Origin of the sequence: Rhizobium sp. NZLR8 (genome assembly GCF_019685025.1) — a bacterium.
In the GTDB taxonomy this organism is placed as follows: Bacteria; Pseudomonadota; Alphaproteobacteria; order Rhizobiales; family Rhizobiaceae; genus Rhizobium.
In genome coordinates, this window is sequence record NZ_JABDVY010000024.1 from 40,854 (window position 1) to 62,416 (window position 21,563).

Annotated in this window: 20 protein-coding genes; 8 read left to right on the forward strand and 12 right to left on the reverse strand. The window is 62.1% G+C overall.

Annotation, left to right across the window (positions count from 1 at the left end; genetic code table 11):
- Positions 1-14 precede the first annotated feature (14 nt).
- The 7 genes from HJB89_RS31910 to HJB89_RS31940 all read right to left on the reverse strand — a co-directional run bounded on the left by HJB89_RS31910 (position 15) and on the right by HJB89_RS31940 (position 7,418).
- On the reverse strand, positions 15-1,655 hold the full coding sequence (locus HJB89_RS31910; RefSeq protein WP_207580839.1) for a dihydroxyacetone kinase subunit DhaK: 1,641 nt from the start codon (positions 1,653-1,655) through the stop codon (positions 15-17).
- Between the two features lie 53 nt (positions 1,656-1,708).
- Positions 1,709-2,737 carry an ABC transporter ATP-binding protein gene (locus tag HJB89_RS31915; protein ID WP_207580838.1) on the reverse strand — a complete coding sequence of 343 codons (1,029 nt, stop codon included), beginning with the start codon at positions 2,735-2,737 and terminating at the stop codon, positions 1,709-1,711.
- Positions 2,730-3,827 carry an ABC transporter ATP-binding protein gene (locus HJB89_RS31920; RefSeq protein WP_221117611.1) on the reverse strand — a complete coding sequence of 366 codons (1,098 nt, stop codon included), beginning with the start codon at positions 3,825-3,827 and terminating at the stop codon, positions 2,730-2,732. Before HJB89_RS31920 ends, HJB89_RS31915 begins: the two co-directional genes overlap by 8 nt.
- A 3-nt stretch (positions 3,828-3,830) precedes the next feature.
- Positions 3,831-4,043, reverse strand: coding sequence for a hypothetical protein (locus tag HJB89_RS31925; protein ID WP_162117324.1), 213 nt, complete (start codon positions 4,041-4,043; stop codon positions 3,831-3,833).
- Complete coding sequence (locus HJB89_RS31930) at positions 4,040-4,993, reverse strand: carbohydrate ABC transporter permease (protein WP_221117613.1); 954 nt, start codon at positions 4,991-4,993, stop codon at positions 4,040-4,042. The genes HJB89_RS31925 and HJB89_RS31930 overlap by 4 nt, the downstream gene beginning before the upstream one ends.
- Entirely contained in the window at positions 4,990-5,958 is a 969-nt protein-coding gene (locus HJB89_RS31935) for a carbohydrate ABC transporter permease (protein ID WP_007629705.1), read from the reverse strand. Before HJB89_RS31935 ends, HJB89_RS31930 begins: the two co-directional genes overlap by 4 nt.
- A 134-nt stretch (positions 5,959-6,092) precedes the next feature.
- Positions 6,093-7,418, reverse strand: a complete 1,326-nt coding sequence (locus HJB89_RS31940) for an ABC transporter substrate-binding protein (protein WP_207580835.1) — start codon at positions 7,416-7,418, stop codon at positions 6,093-6,095.
- A 541-nt stretch (positions 7,419-7,959) separates the two neighbouring features.
- Here HJB89_RS31940 and HJB89_RS31945 point away from each other — a divergent pair.
- From HJB89_RS31945 to HJB89_RS31965, 5 genes are all read left to right on the forward strand, one after another.
- Positions 7,960-9,405 carry an MFS transporter gene (locus tag HJB89_RS31945; protein ID WP_221150975.1) on the forward strand — a complete coding sequence of 482 codons (1,446 nt, stop codon included), beginning with the start codon at positions 7,960-7,962 and terminating at the stop codon, positions 9,403-9,405.
- Between the two features lie 166 nt (positions 9,406-9,571).
- Entirely contained in the window at positions 9,572-10,636 is a 1,065-nt protein-coding gene (locus HJB89_RS31950; RefSeq protein ID WP_221150976.1) for a histidine kinase dimerization/phosphoacceptor domain -containing protein, read from the forward strand.
- Between the two features lie 302 nt (positions 10,637-10,938).
- Complete coding sequence (locus HJB89_RS31955) at positions 10,939-11,490, forward strand: DUF924 family protein (protein WP_207580832.1); 552 nt, start codon at positions 10,939-10,941, stop codon at positions 11,488-11,490.
- Positions 11,491-11,668: 178 nt separating this feature from the next.
- Entirely contained in the window at positions 11,669-14,203 is a 2,535-nt protein-coding gene (locus HJB89_RS31960; protein ID WP_207580831.1) for a mechanosensitive ion channel family protein, read from the forward strand.
- Positions 14,204-14,315: 112 nt separating this feature from the next.
- Positions 14,316-14,582 (forward strand): hypothetical protein, encoded by a 267-nt coding sequence (locus tag HJB89_RS31965; protein WP_017994411.1) that lies wholly within the window; start codon positions 14,316-14,318, stop codon positions 14,580-14,582.
- 9 nt (positions 14,583-14,591) lie between these two features.
- Here HJB89_RS31965 and arsC read toward each other — a convergent pair whose 3' ends face one another.
- Genes arsC through HJB89_RS31980 form a run of 3 tightly spaced genes read right to left on the reverse strand, consistent with a single transcriptional unit; the run spans position 14,592 to position 16,103 of the window.
- The gene (gene arsC / locus HJB89_RS31970; RefSeq protein WP_221150977.1) at positions 14,592-15,014 is read right to left on the reverse strand and encodes an arsenate reductase (glutaredoxin); all 423 of its coding nucleotides are present in this window, start codon (positions 15,012-15,014) and stop codon (positions 14,592-14,594) included.
- Positions 15,011-15,709, reverse strand: coding sequence for an MIP/aquaporin family protein (locus tag HJB89_RS31975; RefSeq protein WP_207580829.1), 699 nt, complete (start codon positions 15,707-15,709; stop codon positions 15,011-15,013). The genes arsC and HJB89_RS31975 overlap by 4 nt, the downstream gene beginning before the upstream one ends.
- Positions 15,710-15,746: 37 nt before the next feature.
- A complete protein-coding gene (locus HJB89_RS31980) occupies positions 15,747-16,103 on the reverse strand; it encodes a helix-turn-helix transcriptional regulator (protein ID WP_221141500.1) in 357 nt (118 codons plus the stop codon).
- 42 nt (positions 16,104-16,145) lie between these two features.
- Here HJB89_RS31980 and HJB89_RS31985 point away from each other — a divergent pair, with 42 nt between their 5' ends.
- Complete coding sequence (locus HJB89_RS31985) at positions 16,146-16,670, forward strand: DUF6428 family protein (RefSeq protein WP_221150978.1); 525 nt, start codon at positions 16,146-16,148, stop codon at positions 16,668-16,670.
- Between the two features lie 49 nt (positions 16,671-16,719).
- Here the strand turns inward: HJB89_RS31985 and HJB89_RS31990 are convergent, their stop codons facing one another.
- Positions 16,720-17,700 (reverse strand): squalene cyclase, encoded by a 981-nt coding sequence (locus HJB89_RS31990; protein WP_221150979.1) that lies wholly within the window; start codon positions 17,698-17,700, stop codon positions 16,720-16,722.
- Positions 17,701-18,103: 403 nt separating this feature from the next.
- Between HJB89_RS31990 and HJB89_RS31995 the strand changes: the two genes are divergently transcribed.
- Positions 18,104-18,934 carry a response regulator gene (locus HJB89_RS31995; RefSeq protein ID WP_037078243.1) on the forward strand — a complete coding sequence of 277 codons (831 nt, stop codon included), beginning with the start codon at positions 18,104-18,106 and terminating at the stop codon, positions 18,932-18,934.
- 183 nt (positions 18,935-19,117) lie between these two features.
- A complete protein-coding gene (locus HJB89_RS32000) occupies positions 19,118-20,449 on the forward strand; it encodes a diguanylate cyclase (protein ID WP_207580825.1) in 1,332 nt (443 codons plus the stop codon).
- Positions 20,450-20,511: 62 nt separating this feature from the next.
- On the opposite strand, the gene HJB89_RS33905 is transcribed toward HJB89_RS32000, so the two are convergent.
- On the reverse strand, positions 20,512-21,534 hold the full coding sequence (locus HJB89_RS33905) for a GlxA family transcriptional regulator (protein ID WP_207580824.1): 1,023 nt from the start codon (positions 21,532-21,534) through the stop codon (positions 20,512-20,514).
- Positions 21,535-21,563 lie beyond the last annotated feature (29 nt).

Consider the following 21,563-nt stretch of genomic DNA (forward strand, 5'->3'; position numbering starts at 1 on the left):
AAACTTTACTCCGGTCAGACGAGGCTTGCCACCACCCCGAACGCGCCGGCAACCGCGACGGCGCCGGGATCGGCGACGCCCGCCAGATCCCTTTCGCCGACATAGGTGGCGCGTCCGGCTCTTGCCTTCATCATCGTCTTCGTCGACTCGGCACCGGCTGCCGCAGCCCTCGCTGCGGCGGCGATATCGCCGGATGCAAAGGCCTTCAAGGCGGGTGCCAAGGCATCGACCATCGTCCGGTCGCCGACTCCGGCGCCGCCATAGAACGTCATCCTATCGAGCCCGGCAAGAAGGGCTGCGGCGATGTCGGCTTTGTCAGCCATCGCTTTTGCCGCCGCGGTGAAGAAGATCGACAGCAGCACGCCGCTCGACCCGCCCATGCTGGTGCCGAGGATATCGCCGAGCGAGGCGAGCGTTGCCGCCGGCCGGTCGAGCGGCAGCGTGTCGAGGCGGGCAAGCACGCTGCGGGCGCCTGTCGCCACTGTCGAGCCGGTATCGCCGTCGCCGACGCGGCCGTCCAGCCTGTTGAGTTCGCTTTCCTGCGAGATCAGATGCTCGCAGAGCGCCGTGATCAGGCGACGGTTGCGCGTGTTTTCCCCGGCTGCGGCCGCGCCATTCATGCCGGCCGCCGCCCTCGGTGCGGCGATGACGTTGATCTCGTGGCGTTCGACGGCAGGCATCCAGGCATGCGGTTCGACCGCCACCGTCAGCGCCGCCTCGCGAGCGGCATCCAGCCGGATCAGCGACAGCGAGAAACCGTTCATATTGAGCGCGGTCATCATCGGCGCCGGCCCGATGATCAGCCGGACGCGGCGGCCAAGCGGCGAGGAGAGCACGGCATTGGCAATGACCGCCATTTCGAGCGGCGGCACGGCGCCGAGATTGTTGATGAGGAGGGCGTGGCTTGCTCCTTCGCGCAATGTCGGTGACAGGCGCGCCACCATGGTCGCGACAATATCGGCAACCGGCTGCAGCGTGATGCGCTCGACGCCCGGCTCGCCATGGATGCCGAGGCCGAGTTCGCCCTCGTCGGCACCGAGACGATCCTCATGCGCCTGGCCGGGCACGCTGCAAGTGGAGAGTGACATGCCAAGCGAGACGATGTCGCCCGCTGCTGAGGCGGCATGGGCCGCGACGGTCTTCAGGTCGTCGCCCCTTTCGGCGTGATAGCTTGCGATCTTGTGGACGAACAGCGTGCCGGCGACGCCGCGCGGCTGGTTGATGTCGGGGATGGCGATATCGTCGGCGACGATGACCATCTCGACGTCGAAGCCTTCGGCGCGCGCTTTTTCGGCGGCGAGGCCGAAATTCAGGCGGTCGCCGGTGTAGTTTTTGACGATCAGCAGCGCGCCCTTCGGGCCGGTCACGGCGCGGATCGCCGTCAGCACGGCATCGACGCTCGGCGAGGCGAAGATTTCGCCGGATACGGCCGCCGTCAGCATGCCCTTGCCGACGAAGCCGGCATGGGAGGGCTCATGGCCTGCGCCGCCGCCCGAGATGATCGCCACCTTCGACTTGTCCCAATCCGCGCGCAGGATCACCTTGATGTCGGGAAAGCTGTCGAGGCGGGCGAGACGACCGCTGCCGCTCGTCAGGAGCAGACCGTCCAGAGCTTCGGTAACGATGCTTTCTCTGCGGTTGAAGAAGTGTTTCATCGATCGAGACCCGTCTGTTTGTTTTTCATGCCATCGTCACGTCTGTTTGCCGGTCAGGACAGGCGCTGTCCAGCCGCATCGAAATAAAGCGGATCGCGCAGCGTCAGGCTGATCCGGTCACCCGGCGCAATCGCCAGATATGGATCAGCAAGTGTCACGAGCTTGTGATCCCGCGCGGGCTGCTTGGGATCGGCAACCCTGATGTGCAGATGGTTCTGGTCGCCGAGATGCTCGATCCAGTCGATGGCGGCATTGGCTTCCTTGCCGACGATGATGTCGAGATGTTCGGTGCGGGCGCCGACCGTCTTCGTGCCGGCCGGCGGCTGGCCGCCCGGAAGCAGGTCCGCCGGCAGAAGGTTGATGTGCGGCTGGCCGAGACGGGCTGCGACATGCAGGTTGGCGGGATTGCCGTAGATCTCGCGCGGCGTTCCGACCTGCATCAGCCGCCCCTCGGCGACGATGCCGATGCGGTCGGCCATGGTCATCGCTTCCACCTGGTCGTGGGTGACATAGAGCAGCGTCGAGCCCAGTTCCTTCTGGATGCGCTTCAGCTCCAGGCGCAGTTCGGCGCGCAGTTTGGCGTCGAGAGAGGAGAGCGGCTCGTCCATCAGATAGATCGCCGGCCGGCGGACCAACGCGCGGCCGATCGCGACACGCTGCATCTCGCCGCCGGAAAGCCTGGTCGAGCGGTTCTCCAGCTTGTGGTCGATGCGGACCATACGCGCGACCTCGCGGACGCGACGGTCGATCTCCACCGCACTCAGCTTACGGACCGGCGCCTTCAGCGGGAAGGCAAGGTTCTCGTAAACCGTCATGTGCGGATAGAGCGAATATTGCTGGAAGACGAAGGCGACGTCGCGCTCGGCGGGTGCTTCGGCGGCGACATCGCGGCCTCCGATCTCGATGCGACCGCCATCCGGCCTTTCAAGGCCGGCGATCAGCCGCAGCGTCGTGGTCTTGCCGGCGCCTGTGGGACCGAGCAGCACGACGAACTCGCCGTCGCGGATCGAAAGATCGAGGTCGGCCAAGGCCTGGGTATCGCCGAAGCGTTTGGCGAGGTTCCTGAGGATGACATCAGCCATGCCGGGTCTCCTGATAGAGCGAGGATGCCACCGCACGGCCCGACGTGCAGTCGAAGAGCGTGAGTTTTCCCGGGTTGAATTCGAGGCCGACGGTTTCGCCGATCCGGAAGCTGCGATTGGCGGGAACACGGGCCTTGATCAGGCCGCCCGGGGTTTCCACAGCCACGACCTGATTGGTGCCGAGATATTCGCTGCCGTAGATGGCGCCGCGGAGCGCCGAGGCGTCGCTGAAGCGGATATGTTCCGGCCGCACGCCGAGCGCCAGCTCGCTTTCGGCCATGTCCTCTCGGATCTCGGGAACGGCGACATCGGCGCCGTCGAGCAGGATGGAGCGGTCGCCGCTTTTCAGGCCCGAGGTGAAGCGCATGAAGTTCATCGGCGGCGAACCGATGAAATCGGCGACATACATGGTTGCGGGCTTGGCATAGATCTCCTGCGGCGTGCCGAACTGCTCGATGACGCCATGGTTCATGACGGCGATCTTGTCGGCCATCGCCATCGCCTCGTGCTGGTCGTGGGTGACGTAGACGGTGGTCGCGTGGATTCGGTTGTGCAGTTCACGCAGCTCGTGGACCATGATCTCGCGGAACTCGGCGTCGAGCGTGCCGAGCGGCTCGTCCATCAGGAAGCATTTCGGGCGCCGGACGATGGCACGGCCGAGCGCCACGCGCTGCCGGTCGCCGCCGGCCAGGCCCGATACCGAGCGGTTGAGAATATGATCGATCTGCAGCAGCCGAGCGGTCTCTTCGACACGCTGACGGATTTCGGCCTTGGCCATGCCCTGCGACAGCAAAGGGAAGCCGATATTCCTGCGCACGTTCATATGCGGGTAGAGTGCGAAGAGTTGGAAGACGAAGGCGATGTCGCGGGCGCTGGCGCGGTTGAACGTAACATCCTCGCCGTCGAGATAGATCTTGCCGCTGCTCGGCAGCTCGAGACCGGCGATCATGCGAAGCGTCGTCGTCTTGCCGCAGCCGGAAGGCCCGAGCAGCGCCAGGAACTCGCCGTCATGAACAGTGAAGCTCGAATCCTGCACGGCGACGAAGCTGCCGAACTCCTTGCGGAGATTTTCGATCCGGATGTCCGCCATGGTTCACTCCGGGAATTTTGAGACGATGATGAACATCACCGTGCCTGCAAGCAGGGTGACCAGCGAATAGGTGTAGAGCACCAGTAGGAAGGGTTGGAACAGCATTAGGAAGCCGAGCCCGATCAGAACGGTTGCGATGGTCTCCATCGGGCCGCGGCGCAGGAAGAACGGCCGTTTTGGGCGGGCAGGGGTGCGTGTTTCGATCAGGTGGGTCATTTGCGGACGGCTCCGAAGGTGATGCCGCGCAGCAGCTGCTTGCGCAGGAGAATCGTGAAGACGAGGATCGGGATCAGGAAGATCGTCGTGCCGGCGGCAACAGCCGGCCAGTCCTGCCCGCCTTCGCCGATGATCGTCGGGATGAAGGGCGGCGCGGTCTGCGCCTCGCCCGAGGTCAGAAGGGCGGCGAAGGCATATTCGTTCCAGGCGAAGATCAGGCAGAAGATCGCGGTGGCGGCGATACCGGTTGTGGCCTGCGGCAGCACCACCTTGCGGAAGGCCTGCAGCCTCGTATAGCCGTCGATCATCGCCGCTTCCTCGTATTCGCGCGGGATTTCGTCGATGAAACCCTTGAGCAGCCAGACGGCGAGCGAGACGTTGACGGCGGTGTAGAGCAGGATCATGCCCACGGCCGTGTCCGACAGACCGAGCTCGCGATACATCAGGTAGATCGGGATGGCGACGGCAATCGGCGGCATCATGCGCGTCGACAGGATGAAGAACAGCAGGTCATCGGCAAGCGGCACCTTGAAGCGCGAGAAGCCATAGGCGGCGAGCGTGCCGAGGAAGACCGCGAGGAAGGTGGAGCCGAAGGCGATTACCAGCGAATTGATGAAACGCGGCAGGAAATTCGACGGGCCGGCGATCACCATGTTGCGCTTGCGCGTCACCTCCTCGCAGGTGCCGACCGGCGCCGGCAGCGAGGCGATATAGTCGGGAGTCTGCCGCGTACGCGTGGTGAACAGGTTGCAATAACCTTCGAGCGACGGCGTGAAGACGATCTTCGGCGGATAACTGATCGAATCCGGCGGCGATTTGATGCTGGTCAGGAAGATCCAGACGAGCGGGATGAGGGTGATCAGCGCATAGAGGATGACGATCGTGCCGGCGATGCGCTTGCTGGAACGGTTCGGTTCGACGACCGAATGGGCTGAGTTGGCGGCGGTCATCGTTGCTTCACCCTGTTCAATGCCTTGACATAGATGTTGGCGAGGCCGAACACCGCGACGAAGAGGACGATGGCGAAAGCCGAGGCCCGGCCGGTCGCCCAGCTTTCGAAGGCGACGCGCTTCAGCGTGATCGAGGCAACCTCGGTGACGGAGCCCGGCCCGCCGCCGGTGAGCAGCGTCACCATGTCGAACATCTTGAAATTCTCGATGCCACGGAAGAGCACGGCGAGCATGATGAAGGGCAGGGCCATCGGCACGGTGATCGACCAGAACTGGCGCCACGGCGAGGCGCGGTCGACCTCGGCCGCTTCGTAGATATAGTCGGGGATCGAGCGCAGGCCGGCGAGGCAGATCAGCATCACATAAGGCGTCCACATCCAGGTATCGACGATGATAATCGCCCAGGGCGCCAGAGTGACATTGCCGAGCATCTGGATATCGGAGGTTGGAATGCCTGATACCAGCGACACCGCATAGGCGAAGAGGCCGATTTGCGGCTCGTAGAGGAAGCGCCAGAAATTGCCGACGACGGCGGGCGACAGCATCATTGGGATCAGGATGATCGTTGTCCAGAAGGCATGGCCGCGAAACTTGCGGTCGATCAGATAGGCAAGGCTGAAGCCGATCACCGTCTGCAGGAGGATGGTCCAGAAGACGAAATGCGCGGTGGTCTGCATCGCCTGCCAGATATCGGGGTCGTTCAGAACGCGCTGGTAATTTCCAAGGCCGACGCCCTGAACCGGCGCATTCGGCCGGTTGGCGCGGTAATTGGTGAAGGAGAGATAGATTGCCCAGATCAGCGGGAAGATGTTGATCGCCAGCAGCAGGATGATCGCCGGAGCGATAAACAGCCAGGCGATCGCCCTGTCGGAGAGGCCGCGGACGCGCCGGGCGACCGAGACCGGCGTTGCCCTTGCTGTCGCATCGACTGCATTCTCGACTATGGAGGAATGGGAAATGGTCAAGTTTTCACCCGATCTTTGGGATGTGGGTCTTTTGGGATATGGGAGATCTGGCGGCCCGGCTCGTCTGCCGATCCGGGCCGCCATCCAGGTAAGGATGGCGCGCAGAGGGGTGCCGCCTGTCCTGTGGTCGGACACTAGATCTTGCCGTCGTCCTTGAAGACTTCTTCCCAGTCCTTCACCAGACCGTCGAGCGCTTCCTTGGCTGTGCCGTTGCCGGCAACGACGTAGTTATGGACGCGTTTCTGCATGTCCTGCAGGAGGGTGGCATAGCTTGGTTCGGCCCAGAAATCCTTGACGATCGCCATGGAGTCCAGGAAGGCCTGGGCGTAGGGCTGGCTCTTGGCAAAGCCTGGCGCATTGACGACGGAATTCAGGCAGGAATAACCGCCGAGTTCCCACCACTTGGCCTGAACGTCAGGCTGGGCGAACCACTTGATGTATTGAAGTGCTGCGTCCTTCTTGTCGGAATAGGAGACGACCGAAATGCCCTGTCCGCCGAGCTGGGCGAAATGCGCCTTTTCAGCCGGATTGGGGAAGAAGCCGATCTTGTCGCCGCCGACCTTCTCGTCCTTGTAAAGACCGGGCCAGGTGAAGGCGAAGTTCATCTGCATGGCAACCTGGCCGGATTTGAAGGCATCGGCGGATTCGACCATGTAGACGTTCGAGCTGCCGGGCGGTGTGCAGCAATCATAAAGGGACTTGTAGAATTCCAGTCCCTTCACCGCATCGGCCGAGTTGACGAAGCCTTCCATGTCGTAGGGCTTCTTCGGGTTCTCGTACTGGAAACCCCAGTCGTAGAGGACGTTGGTAACGCCCATGGTGATGCCTTCAGAGCCGCGCTCTGTATAGATCGAGGCGCCGTAGACGGTCTTGCCGTCGATCTCGCGCTTCTGGAAGAATTCGGCGATCTGCTTCAGCTCATCATAGGTCTTGGGGGCGGCCAGATCCCGGCCATATTTTCCCTTGAACTCCTTCTGCAGTTCCGGTTTCTCGAACCAGTCCTTGCGGTAGGTCCAGCCGACGACATCGCCCATGGCCGGCAGCGCCCAATAGTTCGGCGTGTTCTTCGGCCATTCCGAGTAGCCGACGACCGTCGCCGGCACGAAGTCATCCATCTTGATGCCTTCCTTGTCGAAGAAGTCGTTGAGCTTGACGTAGTGGCCGTTTTCGGCCGAGCCGCCGATCCACTGGCTGTCACCGATGATGAGATCGCAGAGCTTGCCATGGGAATTCAGCTCGTTGAGGAAGCGGTCGGCGTAACTCGTCCAGGGAACGAATTCGAATTTCATCTGCGTGCCAGTCTTGGCGGTGAAATCCTTCGACAGCTCGACGAGCGCGTTGGCGGGATCCCATGCGGCCCAGCAGAGCGTCAGTTCATCGGCTTTGGCGAGATTGGGCAATGCCGACGACATGACGAATGCCGTGGCGAGCCCCAAAAGGGCTTTCGATGTTTTCTGCATAAGTTCCTCCCAGAACCAAGGGCCGGCTCCCCGCCGGCGTCGCATGTTCACCCATTTCAGAGAATGCTCACATGAACTCCTCAATCATCATGTTTAGCAATGTGTTTAGTAATAGCAATTTATATAAACATTGCAAGCGGCAATCGTTGCTGCACTGCACAGGTGGCTCGCCAAGCGGGCGGGGAGTTTGCGGGACCAATCTCAGCGCTTCTTGGAAATTTCGTTCGCGAGCGTACCGATACGGGGAAATCTGACCTCGCGGCGAGATTGGCCGCAGGATATGGACCTCGACGCCGCTCCTGTTTTCCCGGGAGCGGTTCAAACTTGGCCTCGCTCCGGCGGGGCCTTTTTCTTAAGGTCGCGCCGCCCGCCGCGTCGGGAATATTCCCGAGCAGTGCGAGATTTAGCCTTTCCGGCCGTGCGCAACGAGCGTATGCAGCCAGTGCGCGGCGTGTTTCCGCGTTCTCCCGCGCGGCAGATCTCCGATCGGCTTCCTTCCCGTTTTCCTGCCGCGGCATCCAGACTTTTCATTGGCAGATCGATGACCACGGCAGAGACGAGCGAGAATCGGCAAGAGGCGGCAAGCGGCCGCCAGGCGAAGATCGTGGCGCTGGTTGTTGCCGTTTCCTTCTTCATGCAGATCCTCGACGGCACGATCGTCGCCACCTCGCTGCCGCAGATGGCGGCAAGCTTTAATGTACAGCCGGTGTCGATGAGCATCGGCATCACCGTCTACATGCTGACGATGGCAGCCTTCATTCCTTTGTCGGGCTGGCTCGGCGACAGGTTCGGTGCGCGCCGTATCTTCCTGATGTCGATCGCCGTCTTTACCGCCGCCTCGCTGTTCTGCGGGCTGTCCGGCAGCCTGGCGGAATTTGTGCTGTGGCGCGCCGTCCAGGGGGCGGGCAGCGCACTGATGACGCCTGTCGGGCGCATCATCGTGCTGAAAAACGCCCGCAAGTCCGAACTCGTCCAGGCGATCGCGTTGATCACCTGGCCGGCGCTGACGGCGCCGGTGATCGGCCCGGTGCTCGGCGGCTTCATCACCACCTATGCCAGCTGGCACTGGAACTTCCTCATCAACATCCCGATCGGCATTCTCGGCATGGCACTGGTGCTGCGCTTCGTGCCGGAGCAGCGCGAGGCCAATCCCGGCCGGCTGGATTTTGTCGGCTTCATCCTGAGCGCGGCAGGGCTGACTTTTCTTCTCGCCGCCCTGGAGCTTTCGATCAAATGGGTAGGTGGGCTTTTGCCGGTCATATCAATGCTGGCGGCGGGCGTCGTGCTGTCTGTCATGGCGACACGGCATTTCCTCACCGTCGATAATCCGCTGCTCGAGCTTTCGGCCTTCCGCATCCAGACGTTCTCGATGTCGACGCTGTTGGCAGGCACGGCCTGCAGGGTGGCGATCAATGCGACACCGTTCCTGCTGCCTCTGTTGTTCCAGCTCGGTTTCGGGCTGAGTTCGATTGCCGCCGGCGCCTATCTGCTCGTCTATTTCCTCGGCAATCTCGGCATGAAGACGGTGACGACGCCGCTCCTGCGCTTCTTCGGCTTCCGCTTCGTGCTTGTGTTCAACGGGCTGATCGCGGCACTTTCGATCGCCGCCTGCGGTTTCCTCTCGCCGGAAACGCCACAGTTTTTCACCTATGCGCTGCTTTTCCTCGCCGGCCTGTCGCGGTCGATGGAATTCACCGCGCTGAACACGCTCGCCTTCGCCGATATCGGCCCGGCGCAACGAAGTTCGGCCTCGACGCTGTCGAGCATGCTGCAGCAGGTATCGATGCTGCTCGGCGTGGCGGTGGCGGCGGCCGTCCTCAATATCGCCGCGGCTCTGAGAGGCGCCGACAATCCCGTTCTTGCCGATTTCCGCTGGGCTTTCGTCGTGGTTGGCGCGATCGGCATGGTCTCGGTGCTGCGTTTCCTGCAATTGCCGGCGGAGGCGGGAGCTGAAGTATCCGGACACCGGAAATTCCTGAAAAATTAGCCTCCACTGTGAAACAATCGGCCCCAGTCCCGTTCCGCGCCGCCTGCGACAAGAGTGAGGGATAACCGCTGTTTACCTCGGGCGGCCAATGCAATACGACATTGCCATGCGGACGACTCGGACGCTTGCCGGCGGTCGTCGCTGCGAGAAAAAGCCGGGAGACGGAATGAGCAATTCTAGCGGCGATGCGGATGCCCTGATCCACATCCTCTATATCGACGACGACGAGGGGCTCGCCCTCTTGATGCAGAAGAACCTTGGCCAACGCGGCTTTTCGGTCGAATGGGCTGAGAACGGTGCGGCCGGCCTTGCCAGACTCGGCAAAGGCGGCTTCGACGCCGTCGTGCTCGATCATGTCCTGGCTGACGAGACCGGCCTCGACATTCTGCCCTGCATCACGGCGCTGCCGGATCATCCACCGGTCATCTATGCGACGGGCTCGGACGATACCAGCATCGCGGTCGCGGCGCTCAAAGCCGGCGCCGACGATTACATGCTCAAGGGAATCTCGGCCGATTATTTCGACCTGCTCGCCGCTGCCCTCGAACAGGCGCTGGAGCGGGCGCGTTTTCGCCGCGAAACGGCGCAGGCGCAGGAGGTGATCCGTCAGCAGCGCGACCTTGCCGAAATGCTGCTTGCCGAAGTCAATCACCGCATTGCCAACAGCCTCGGCCTCGTCGGTGCGCTGATCCGCATGCAATCCTCGATGACCAAAGACCAGGTGGCGATCGACGCGCTGCACGAAACGCAGTTGCGCATCAACGCCATCGCCAGCGTGCACCGCCGGCTCTATACCAACCGGCAGGTCGGATCTGTCCAGGTGGATGAATATCTGAACAGCCTGCTCACCGAACTCGAAGCCTCGATGCGCGACGACAAGCGGCCGCACCGCGTCGTGCTGACCGCTGAGCCGGTCAATCTGGCGACCGACAAGGTGATCACGCTCGGGCTGATCGTCAGCGAACTCGTCACCAATGCCTTCAAATATGCCTATCGGGACGGCGTGCCGGGCGAGATCCGGGTATTTGTCGATCAGACGGACGAGGGGTTGAGGGTTGTCGTCGAGGATGATGGGGCGGGGTTCGATCCGGAGAGCCCGGCGAGGGGAACGGGGCTCGGCGCGCGTATTTTGACGGCCATGGCTGCGAGCTTGAAATCGGATTTCGCCTATGATCCCGGGCATGATGGTACGAAGGCGACGCTGGTGTTTTCGTTGCATGAGGGGAAGTAGGGTTTTGCGCAGCCGCAATTGCGCAATGCGGCCATAGTTCAAGAAGCCTGCCCCTCACCCTAACTGCCGGGGCCGAGCCGCGGGTCTCGACCCGTCCTTCGGACCCCCGTTCTGACGTGGAGAGGGGACGTGCCCTGCGAAATGCTGGTGAGGAACAGAGGGGTTGCCGCTATCCCCCTTCGCCCCGCAGGCGGGGAGAAGGTGCCGGCAGGCGGATGAGGGGCTGCTTGGCACACTGTTCGCCAACTTCTCCAATAACTTACTAAGGCTACATAAGGTGCCTAACGTTAGGGAGAGCGAAGATGACGACGATCCGTACGCCGCGGGAAGTTTACGATTTCTGGTTCGTCCGATGCGGCCGGGAGCTGTGGTTCCGCCCGCCGCCGGAACTCGACGTGGAGATCCGCGAAGGCTTCCGCCATACGCATCTCGCCCTTGCCGCGGGTGTCAGCGACGAATGGCGGGCCGATGCGGAAAGCCGGCTGGCGGCCATTATCGTGCTCGACCAGTTTCCCCGCAACATCTATCGCGGCACGCCGCTGGCCTTCGCGACCGATGGGCTGGCGCTTCGGGAGGCTAAGCTCGCGCTTGCCGCCGGTGGCGATCAGGCGGTCGAGACCGCCTGCCGTACCTTCTTCTATTTGCCGTTCGAACATGCCGAAGACCTTGGCGAGCAGGAACGGTCGGTGGCATTGTTCACCGCTCTCGGCGACGCGGAATATCTGGATTATGCGATCCGCCATCGCGACGTGATCGCCGCCTATGGCCGCTTTCCGCACCGCAATGCCATGTTAGGACGGGAGTCGACGGCCAGGGAACGCGACTATCTTTCGACGCCAGGCGCGGGTTTCTAAGCGCGCCGCGATCTTTCGGATTCACTTGTCGCGCTTTCGTTCTTTGTTCTACGCATGTCGTTATCGCAACCGCTGCGACATGCTTTAACCCTTTCCAGGAGCTTCCGCCTTTCTGTCGCCTTTCTTTGCTATGACAAGCTGGCATTCTATCCCGACGATAATCTTTCCGGAGGCGCTTTTGCGGCTGAGACCGATCCTGCTTCGCACCATTCTTCTGCTGATGCTGGCGGTGGCCGGCGCGCATTTCAAGGGTGCTGCGGCCTTCGCGCAGGAGCCGCAGGCATCGGCAGCCGCGCAGGCGCCGCTTGCCGACACACCGCTCGACCAGGCGACGAAGGAGATCGACAATGCCAAGGTCCAACTGACGGCACTCCAGGACGGCGTCAAGCAGAATGCCGAGGATGACGATGCCCTGGTCGGCCTTGCGACCAAGGCCGACGAACTTAGCCGCGCCGTCATCACCATATCGGTCAATCTCAGGCCGCGTTTCGACCAGATCAAGAACCGGCTTACCGAGATCGGCGATCCGCCGAAGGACGGGCAGCCGCCGGAGGCCGGGATCGTCACCCAGGAGCGTAACGCGCTCGCCGGTGAGCGCGCGCAGATCAACGCGGTGACGGGCGACGCGGAAAACCTGTCGATCACGGTGACGAAGCTCGTCAACGAGATCACCGAGATGCGCCGACGGTTGTTTGCCGATACGCTGCTCAGGCGTACGGAAATTTCGGTCTCGGTGCTCGACGATGCCGTCAGCGCCTTCGTGCATGAGGCCAGCGAGTTCATGCAAGCCCTGTCGAGCTGGGCCACCTTCGTCTGGAAATTCAAGCGTTTTCCACTTTTTGCCGCGATCTTCCTGTCGCTCGCCTCAGCCCTGATCCTGCTCTCCGGCAGCTACCGGCTGTTTGGCTCGTATCTGCGCCGCGACGAAGCTGTCGAAAACCCGTCCTATATCGGTCGGCTGTCGATCGCTTTCTGGTCGACGCTGATCCGGACCCTGGCGCTTTCGGTGCTGCTCGTCACCTCGTTCTTCTTTCTCAATAGTTTCAACGTTCTGCGGCCCGACATCGCACCTGTCATCGGGGCCTTGTTCGGAGCGATCGGGCTGGTTTATTTCGTTGGTCGCTTCGTCAACGCCATCTTCGCGCCGAACGAACCACGCTGGCGGCTCGTTCATCTTTCCAATCTCGGCGCGCGCTCGATCGGCTATTGCCTATTGGCGATGGCCGTCGTCAATGCGCTCGATTATCTGTTCGGGACCGTCGGCGAAACGATGGGCTCGCCGCTGGTGCTAACCGTGGTCAGGAGCCTGATTGCCGCGTTGATCATCGGCCTGATCCTGATCTCGGTCTCGTTCGGCAAGCCGATGCTGGCGAAGAATGGCGATCCGGATGCCCCGGGCCGGCATTGGCCGCGCGGCATGGCGATCATCCTGCGCGTCGTCGGCGGCGGCCTCATCCTCACCGCGCTGAGCGGTTATGTGGGGCTGGCGCGCTTCGTCGCCACGCAGCTCATCGTCACCGGCGCGGTCGTCGTCACCATGTATATCGGCCTGCTCTCAGGCAAGGCGATATCCAGGCAGGAAAGCTTTGGCGACACCTTCTTCGCGCGCTTCCTGACGCGCCGCTTCAAACTGGGCCCGGTGGCAATCGACCAGGCCGGTCTGCTCGTCGGCCTTGCGATCTATGCCGTGGCGCTTCTCGTCGGCATCCCGCTGATCCTGCTGCTCTGGGGTTTCCATGTGCAGGACCTGCAGATCCTTGCCTATAGGCTGTTCACCGAGGTCAGGCTCGGCGGCATCAGCATCTCGCTGCTCGGCATCTGCACCGGCATCCTGCTGTTTGCCGGCGTCTACCTGCTGACGCGCTGGCTGCAGCGCTGGCTCGACGGCAATGTGATGGCGCGAAGCCATGTCGATCTCGGCGTGCGCAATTCGGTCAAAACGGGCATCGGCTATCTGGGCGTCGGTATCGCGGCGATCATCGGCGTTTCCGCCGCCGGCATCGATCTCTCGAGCTTTGCGCTTGTCGCGTCGGCACTTTCGGTCGGCATCGGTTTCGGCCTGCAGAACATCGTTTCCAACTTCGTCTCCGGCCTGATCCTGCTCGTCGAGCGGCCGTTCAAGGTCGGCGATCATGTCGTTTCCGGCACCGCCGAGGGCATCGTCAAACGTATTTCGGTGCGCGCCACCGAGATCGAGACTTTCCGCAAGCAGTCGATCATCGTACCGAATTCGGAGCTGATCAACGGCCTGGTCGGCAACTGGACGCATCGCAACAGGATCGGCCGATCGGAAATTCCGGTTTCCGTCAGCTACAACGCCGATCCGCAGCAGGTGATGGATATCCTGCTCGAGCTGACGGCCAAGATACCGCTCGTCATGCGCAATCCCGAGCCGCATGTCGAATTCCTGCGCTTCGGCCCTTATTCCCTGGATTTCGAGCTGCGCTTCTTCCTCGCCGACATGGGCGACGGCATGACGGTGCGCAACAATCTCAGGATGGAGATCCTCCGGCGCTTCAAGGCCGAGGGCATCGAGATCCCGCTGCCGCAGAGCGATCTCACCATCCATCGCGATGCCGCGCCGGTCCTTGCCAATGCCGTCAAGGAGCAGACGGACGGCCAGGACGATCCAAAGAACAAGCCCATCGAGGACGAGGAGCGGCCGGTGCGGCAGTTGCGCGGGCGGACGGCGGATGGCAGCCTGAAGAGCTGAACGGCTCATTCAGCCATCATTCACAGGTCTATGTGCATGATCTCCACCAGCGGGATTGCTGCCGCGGGCAGCACCGATCGTTCGAGGGGAGGGCGCGTCCGCGCCGCCGCACATGATGGCAAGGTTTGCCGCCGTTTTGCTTGTCCCGCTGCTCGCCGCGCCCGCGGCTGAAGCAGCATCCATCACCAACACCGATCCGGCAGCCGTGGTGCTCGTCATCACCGAGAGCGGCCAGCGCGTCGAAGTCGTGGTCGATGCCGGCGCTTCGGAAAACCTCTGCGCTTCCGGCTGCTTCATGACTACGCCCGACGGAGACCGTATCGGGCTCGACGGCGGCGAGACGATCGACATCGTCAAGGGCTCGGCCGTCGTCAAGTAGGTGGGCGGATCAGACGATCCGCTTGCCCCCGGCGTCGAGCACCTTCTCGCCGTCTTCCTTGGCGAAGGCGCCCTTGTGGGTTTCCGGCAGGATTTCCAGAACCAACTCGGAGGGCCGTGACAGGCGCGTGCCGAGCGGTGTCACGACGAACGGCCGGTTGATCAGGATCGGATGCGCGAGCATGGCGTCGAGAAGCTGGTCATCGCTGAGGTCAGGATTATCGAGGCCGAGTTCGGCATAGGGCGTATCCTTCTGGCGAACGGCCTGGCGTACGGTGAGGCCGGAATCGGCGATCATCCGAGACAGTTCCTCCCGCAAGGGCGGAGTCTTGACGTATTCGACGACGGTCGGTTCGATGCCGGCATTGCGGATCATCGCCAGCGTATTGCGCGAGGTGCCGCATGCCGGGTTGTGGTAGATGGTGACGTTCATAGCTTCGCCTCAGAGGATAGGGTTGACGATGTTTCGGCCGGCTGCAGCAGCCAGGTGAAAAGAATGAGCGCAAGGAGCGCGCCGGCGATTTCGGCGAGCCAGAAGCCGGGAAGATCGATCGGGCGGATGCCGGAGAAGGTGTCGGTCAGGGAACGGGCGAGCGCAATGGCCGGATTGGCAAATGAGGTGGAGGCGGTGAACCAGTAGGCGGCGGTGATGTAGAGGCCGACCAGCCATGGCACCGCTTTCTGCTCGAACCGGGTGCCGGCAAGAATGACCGCGACCAGGCCGAAGGTCGCCACACCTTCGGAGAACCATTGCGCGCCGCCGGTGCGGATCTTGCTGGAGAGTTCCACGAGCGGGAGTTCGAACATCAGGTGAGCCGCGATCGTCCCGGCCACGCCGCCGGCAATCTGTGCCAGCACATATCCGGTCAGGTCGCGTTTCGGCAGCGAACGTGACATTGCAAAGACCAGCGAGACGGCGGGATTGAAGTGGGCGCCGGAGATCGGCCCGAGTGTGGTGATCAGCACCACCAGAATGGCGCCGGTCGCGAGCGTATTGCCGAGCAGGGCAAGCCCTGTATCCTGCGTCAGCGACGTCGCCATGATGCCGGAGCCGACGACGGTCGCGACCAGCATGGCGGTGCCGATGGCCTCTGCGACCAGCCGGCGCGGCAGATCGAACGGCGCCATCAATCGGCCGTCACCGGTTTTGCGGTCGTGCCTGTGGTCATTGCAGGTCCTCCTTCATCGCAGGTGCACAACACGCGGCGACGGCAGCAGCCGGCGCACAGATCTCAGGGTTTCCGCCGCAGCAATCTTCCATCAGGAAACGGATCAAGCCGCCAAGCGCCTCGTAATTGGGGGTGTAGATGATTGAGCGGGATTCGCGCTGCTGGGCAATGAGGCCGGCACGTTCCAGCTCCTTCAGATGGAAGGAGACGTTGGACGGCGAGACCTCCGCCTTTTCCGCGATGGCGCCCGCCGCCATGCCGTCCGGACCGGATACAACAAGCATGCGGATGATGTGCAGGCGCGTTTCCTGCGAAAGCGCACTGAAAGCGGCGAGGGCTTGACGTTGATCCATATTTCAATAATCCTTGAATCGTTGAAATGAGGATTAACTGATATGGACACGATCGACAACGGAAAAATCCGAGAGAATGATATCAGTCTCGGCCTCCTGCTGGATATGCTCGCCGACGAAAAGGACGCGCCGCTGGTTTTCTATTATGACGGTCGGGCGGTGAAATCAGGCTATCATGTCACCGAGGTCAAGGCGGGCCAATTCGCGGGCCTCGATTGCGGCGCCAATCCCGAGGCCTGGACCGAAATCTTCATCCAGCTGTGGGACATCGATGAAGGCGACCGAAAGCACATGCCGGCCGGCAAGTTCTGTTCCATCGTCCGCAAGGTGACGGAGCATGTGCAGCTCGACGGTTCTGCCAAGCTCACCTTCGAAGTCAGCGACGGCGTGCGGCCGATGCAGCTCTATCGCGCAGCGAGGCCGGTTCTCAGTGCTGGTGCCGTCCACGTCATGCTTTTACCGCGGCCGGCAAGCTGCAAGCCGCGCGATCGTTGGCTGGAGGAGGAAAGCAAAACGGACTTCGCCTGCTGCGGCCCCAACACGGTACGGAGCCGCTGCTGCGCCTAGAGAGCTTCACACTTCACCATTGTGCTCGGCAAGGCAGCGGCTCGCCGCGTCAAGCGATTGATGCTTGGGTACCCCACCATCTAAGCACCCGCAGCGCCCGGAGCGTCACCCATCGTGAGGGCCTACCTTGTCCGTCGTCGAATTCGAACCACACACGCCCCGGCGGGCTCCGGTCGAGCGGCCAGCGGCCATCTTCAAGGCGTCGGGTACGAAGGTGGTTGATCGCCTCGCTGAGGCGCGGGTCGGGAGCGGTGTCGGTGAGGATAGCGCTGGCGCGGAAATAGTCGAGCGCACGCAGGATGTCGTAGCGCCAGCGGTTCGGGTGCAGGAACTGCAGGAAATTTTTGTCGGCGGGCTCGCTGGTTCGGAGGCGACGGAAGAGGCTGCGCTCGAGCAGGAATTCCTCGCCCGTTCCGCGCGCTTCGCGGGATCGGGGCGTGCCGCCGGTCGATTTCTCGAATTCCAGCAGCCCTTCCAGGACGTTGATGGTGGTAGCGAAAGACGACCGAACCGAGCCACGGGTTCGCTCGCAGTTCCAGCCGCCGTCGGCGAGGCGCTCGCCGGCCAGCCTGTCGACGATCGGTGAGATGTCGATCCCGAAATAGGCGCCGTCGGCCACGGTGCGGCCGTTGATGCATTCTTCGACTTCGCCTTCCCAATAGGGCTGGCCGCCTTCTTCCCAACGGGCATTGGCGCCGATCAATGCGACGGTGTGCCTGGCCTGCGCGCAGGCGGGATCGAGACCGAATTCCCTGAGTTGCGACAGCGAGAAGGTCGTTGCCATCCATGGCTGGCCGTGCTCATGCCACTCGCGAGGGTCGAAACCGGCGGGCAGGAAGGCGCCGCCCGCCCATTGCCCATCCTCGTCTCGGCAGGCAAGCAGTCTGGCACCCCAGCCCTCCGTCTCCACCCTGGCCCGCTCGGCCATCCACTTCCGATCCGGGGCGTCGAGCAGATCGCGCATCACCTGCCATCGGATCGACGGGTCGGAATCGAGAAGCCATTCGATCACCGGGTCGGATTGGGTCATGGGCGAACCTCTCGGCGGGTCGGGTTTGATGGCCCGTTTATAATCGCTTCGGCCGGGCGCTGCCAGCCAATGGGCGCGCGGGAGTGGGCGTCTCACCTCTGCGACCAGTCATCCGCCGCCGTCCTTCGAGGCCCCCACAGGGCACCTCGGGATGAGGGCTGTTCGGTGTGCCGTATGGCTGGAGAGTTGATCGGCGTGCCGAGCGACTGTGGCGACGGGAGCCCGTTCGATACCGAGAATGCGGCGCTTCGCGACTACTTTCTTAATCATATTTGCAAGAAAACGGAGGCGGCCCCATCGGGCTGCTTCTTCGTTTTATATCCAGCCGTGCTGATTAAGAATTATTCAAATCAATTGATGTACCAATTTGATCCGGGGACAGAATTTACATCAAAGGTTTGCTATGGCGTTTCTAGGTATTTCGGGGATGCAATATTCCGGGGAAATGTTTGCTGGCGCGCGTATTATTGTCGCGGAAGATTCCAACGTATTCACCTCGATGATCAGCAAACGCCTCAAGGAGCTGTTCGACATCGACGTCGAGATCTGCCGCAGCTTCGAGGAGTTGCAGGTTTCCTATGACAAGTCTTCAGATCCGATCACGCTGGCAATCTCGAACATCAACCTGCCCGGCGCCGAAAACGGCGAAGCGCTCGAATATCTGGTCGATCTTTCCATCCCGACCATCGTGTTTACCGGCACCTTCCATGAAAGCATGCGCGACAAGCTGATGGCCAAGGATATCGTCGACTATATCCTCAAGGACAATATCTTCGCCGTCGACCTTCTGGCGGAATCGATCTGCCGGTTCCTGACCAATCATCGTCACCACGTGCTGATCGTCGACGATAGCGCGACGGCCCGCGCGCTGCTGTCGAGCCGGTTGAAGCGGTATAATTTCCGTGTCAGCGTCGCCGAGAACGGCGGCAAGGCGCTGGAGATCCTGAAGGCCAACCGCGATATCGGCCTGATGATCACCGACTACAATATGCCCGACATTGACGGCTTCGAGCTGACGCGGCGTATCCGCTCCAGTATCGGCTCGCACGAGCTGCGCATCATCGGCGTTTCCTCCTCGTCGAACCGGCTGCTTTCGGCGCGTTTCCTGAAGGCCGGCGGCAATGATTTCATGCTGCGTCCCTTCATCGACGAGGAGTTCTACTGCCGCGTCAACCAGAACCTCGATACGCTGCTGCAAATCCAGTCGATGCGCAGGGAGCGGGCGGTTGCCTGAAGGCCCTTCCAGTATCATCGCCATAGGGGCGGAGATGACGGAAACAGGCCGTCGTCGAATTTCTGCAATTACAAGTAACGCCGCGATTTGCCCCCTTCACGCGCGCAGCCCTCTCGGTTATCGTCCGCCCCGCCGGGGAGAGGGCCGAGTCGAGGCCATCGGACGCATGGGGGAGTAGCGGCTGTGGCTTTTCAAGCGGATTTTCAGCGAGATGGCATCGGGCTGCGCTCCGGCGGGCTCAAAATACTTCTGGTTGAAGATTCCCGGATGTTTTCCGCCGTGCTTTGCCATCGGTTCCAGACCGAGCTTGGCCTTGCGGTCAAATCCTGCCCGTCGCTGAAGGCTCTTCGCAAAGAACTTGCCGAGGACGGTCACGGCTACACCATGGCCGTGGTCGACCTCAACCTGCCGGATTCGCCCTATGGCGAAGCGCTCGACTGTACGATCGAGCACGATATCCCGGCGATCGTCTTCACCGCGACATTCGATGTCAATACGCGCAACAGGATCATGGAGCGCAATGTCATCGATTACGTGCTGAAGGACAATGAATTCGCGCTCGACAATCTCGTTGCCACCGTCCGACGGGCGATCTCCAACCGCAAGACGCGGGTGCTCGTCGTCGATGATGTCGTCTCGGTGCGCCAGGTGTTGGTTGACCTCCTGAAGGCGCAGCAATATCTCGTCGTCGAGGCAAATTCGGGGCTCGAGGCGCTGGCCGCACTTGAGGCCTACAGCGATATCGAACTGGTCGTCACCGACCACCACATGCCCGATATGAGCGGCTACGAGTTGACGCGGCGTATCCGCCATCGCTTCGGTTCGGACAGGCTGCGCGTCATCGGCGTTTCCTCCTCCAACGACCGCATGCTTTCGGCGAGTTTCCTCAAAGCCGGCGCCAGCGATTTCGTCTACCGGCCCTTCGTCGCCGAAGAACTGCAATGCCGCATCGCCAACAATGCCGAAACGCTGGCGCAGATGCGGCAACTCAGGGCGGCGGCGGCCTGCGATTACCTGACCGGCCTCTATAACCGCCGCTATTTCTACGACAATGGCCCGAAGCTGGTGAACGAGTGCCTGCGGCTGAAAGTGCCGAGTTCGGTGGCGATTCTCGATATCGACCATTTCAAACGACTGAACGACACCTATGGCCACGAGATCGGCGACAAGGTGCTGAAGGCTGTCGCAAACAGGTTGTTCACGATCTTCGAAGGCAGCGACAATCTTCTCTCGCGGCTTGGCGGGGAAGAATTCGCCATCCTCTTCCCACAGATGGATTCCCTTGCGGCGACCAAGCTCTGCGACGAGATCCGCTCGGATATTTCTCGGTTGAAGGTCACGGCAGACGACGAGGAACTCGGTGTCACGATTTCGATCGGCATCGCCGAGATCGGCGGCTACGAGACCTTCGAGAATTATCTCAACGCCGCCGACCAATTCCTCTACATGGCCAAACACCGGGGCCGCAACCAGGTCTATTCGGACGCCAAGATGACGGAAGAGGCGGCGCAGTAGAGCCATCCTGGGCGAGCCCCCGCCGTTTCATTTCAGGCGGCAGTCTCTGTTTTTTCAAACTCTCAGGCCGCGACCGGCTGCTGGCGCGCGGTCGCCATGGTCATCTTGCGCTCGGCACGCTCCTGTTGCGGTGAGCGATGGTAGAGTTCGCGATAACACTTGGAGAAATGCGAAGCCGAGACGAAGCCGCAGGCGACGGCAACCTCGACCACAGGCATCGAGGATTGCACCAGCAGGTGGCGGGCGCGGTCGAGGCGGATTTCCAGATAGTAGCGGGCCGGAGAGCGGCCCATCTCCTGGCGGAACAGCCGCTCGATCTGGCGGCGTGAGAGGCCGGCGCCATCGGCGATCTCGATCAGCGATAGCGGCTCGGCGAGATTGCCTTCCATCAGTTCGATGATCGACAGCACCTTGGCGTTCTGCACGCCGAGACGGGCGCGCAGCGGCAGGCGCTGGCGGTCATGCGGATTGCGCACGCGATCGGTCAGGTGCTGCTCGCAGATGCGGTTGACGAGGCTCTCGCCGAAATCCTCACCGACGAGGTTGAGCATCATGTCGAGCGAGGCGGTGCCGCCGGCGCAGGTATAGAGATTGCCGTCGATCTCGTAGAGATCGGCATAGACCTCGGCCTGCGGGAAGGCTTCCGAAAAGCCCGGCAGATTTTCCCAGTGGATGGCACAGCGCTTGCCGTTCAGCAGGCCGGCCTGGGCCAGCACATGCGCGCCCGTACAGAGGCTGCCGACGGCAACGCCGCGATTATAGCATTCGCGCAGCCATGCATTGACCGACTTGTTGTTGAACTGCTCGACATCGATGCCGGAACAGACGAGCACCATGCCCGGCCGGTTTTCGCCGCCGAGATGGCGGCGCTCCTCGGCCAGCGAGGAATTCGCCTCGACGCCGATGCCGCAGGAGGAATAGACCTTCTCCCCGTCGAGGGAGGCGAGCCGCCAGGTATAGGCCTGATAGCCGAGCATGCGATTGGCGATGCGTAAGGTGTCCACGGCCGCCGAAAAGGGCAGCATGGTGAATTGCGGTACCATAAAGAAGACCAGCGAACGCTTCTTGATCTGCATCCTGTTCATAGCGAAATCCATGCTCGAGGGGCGATGAC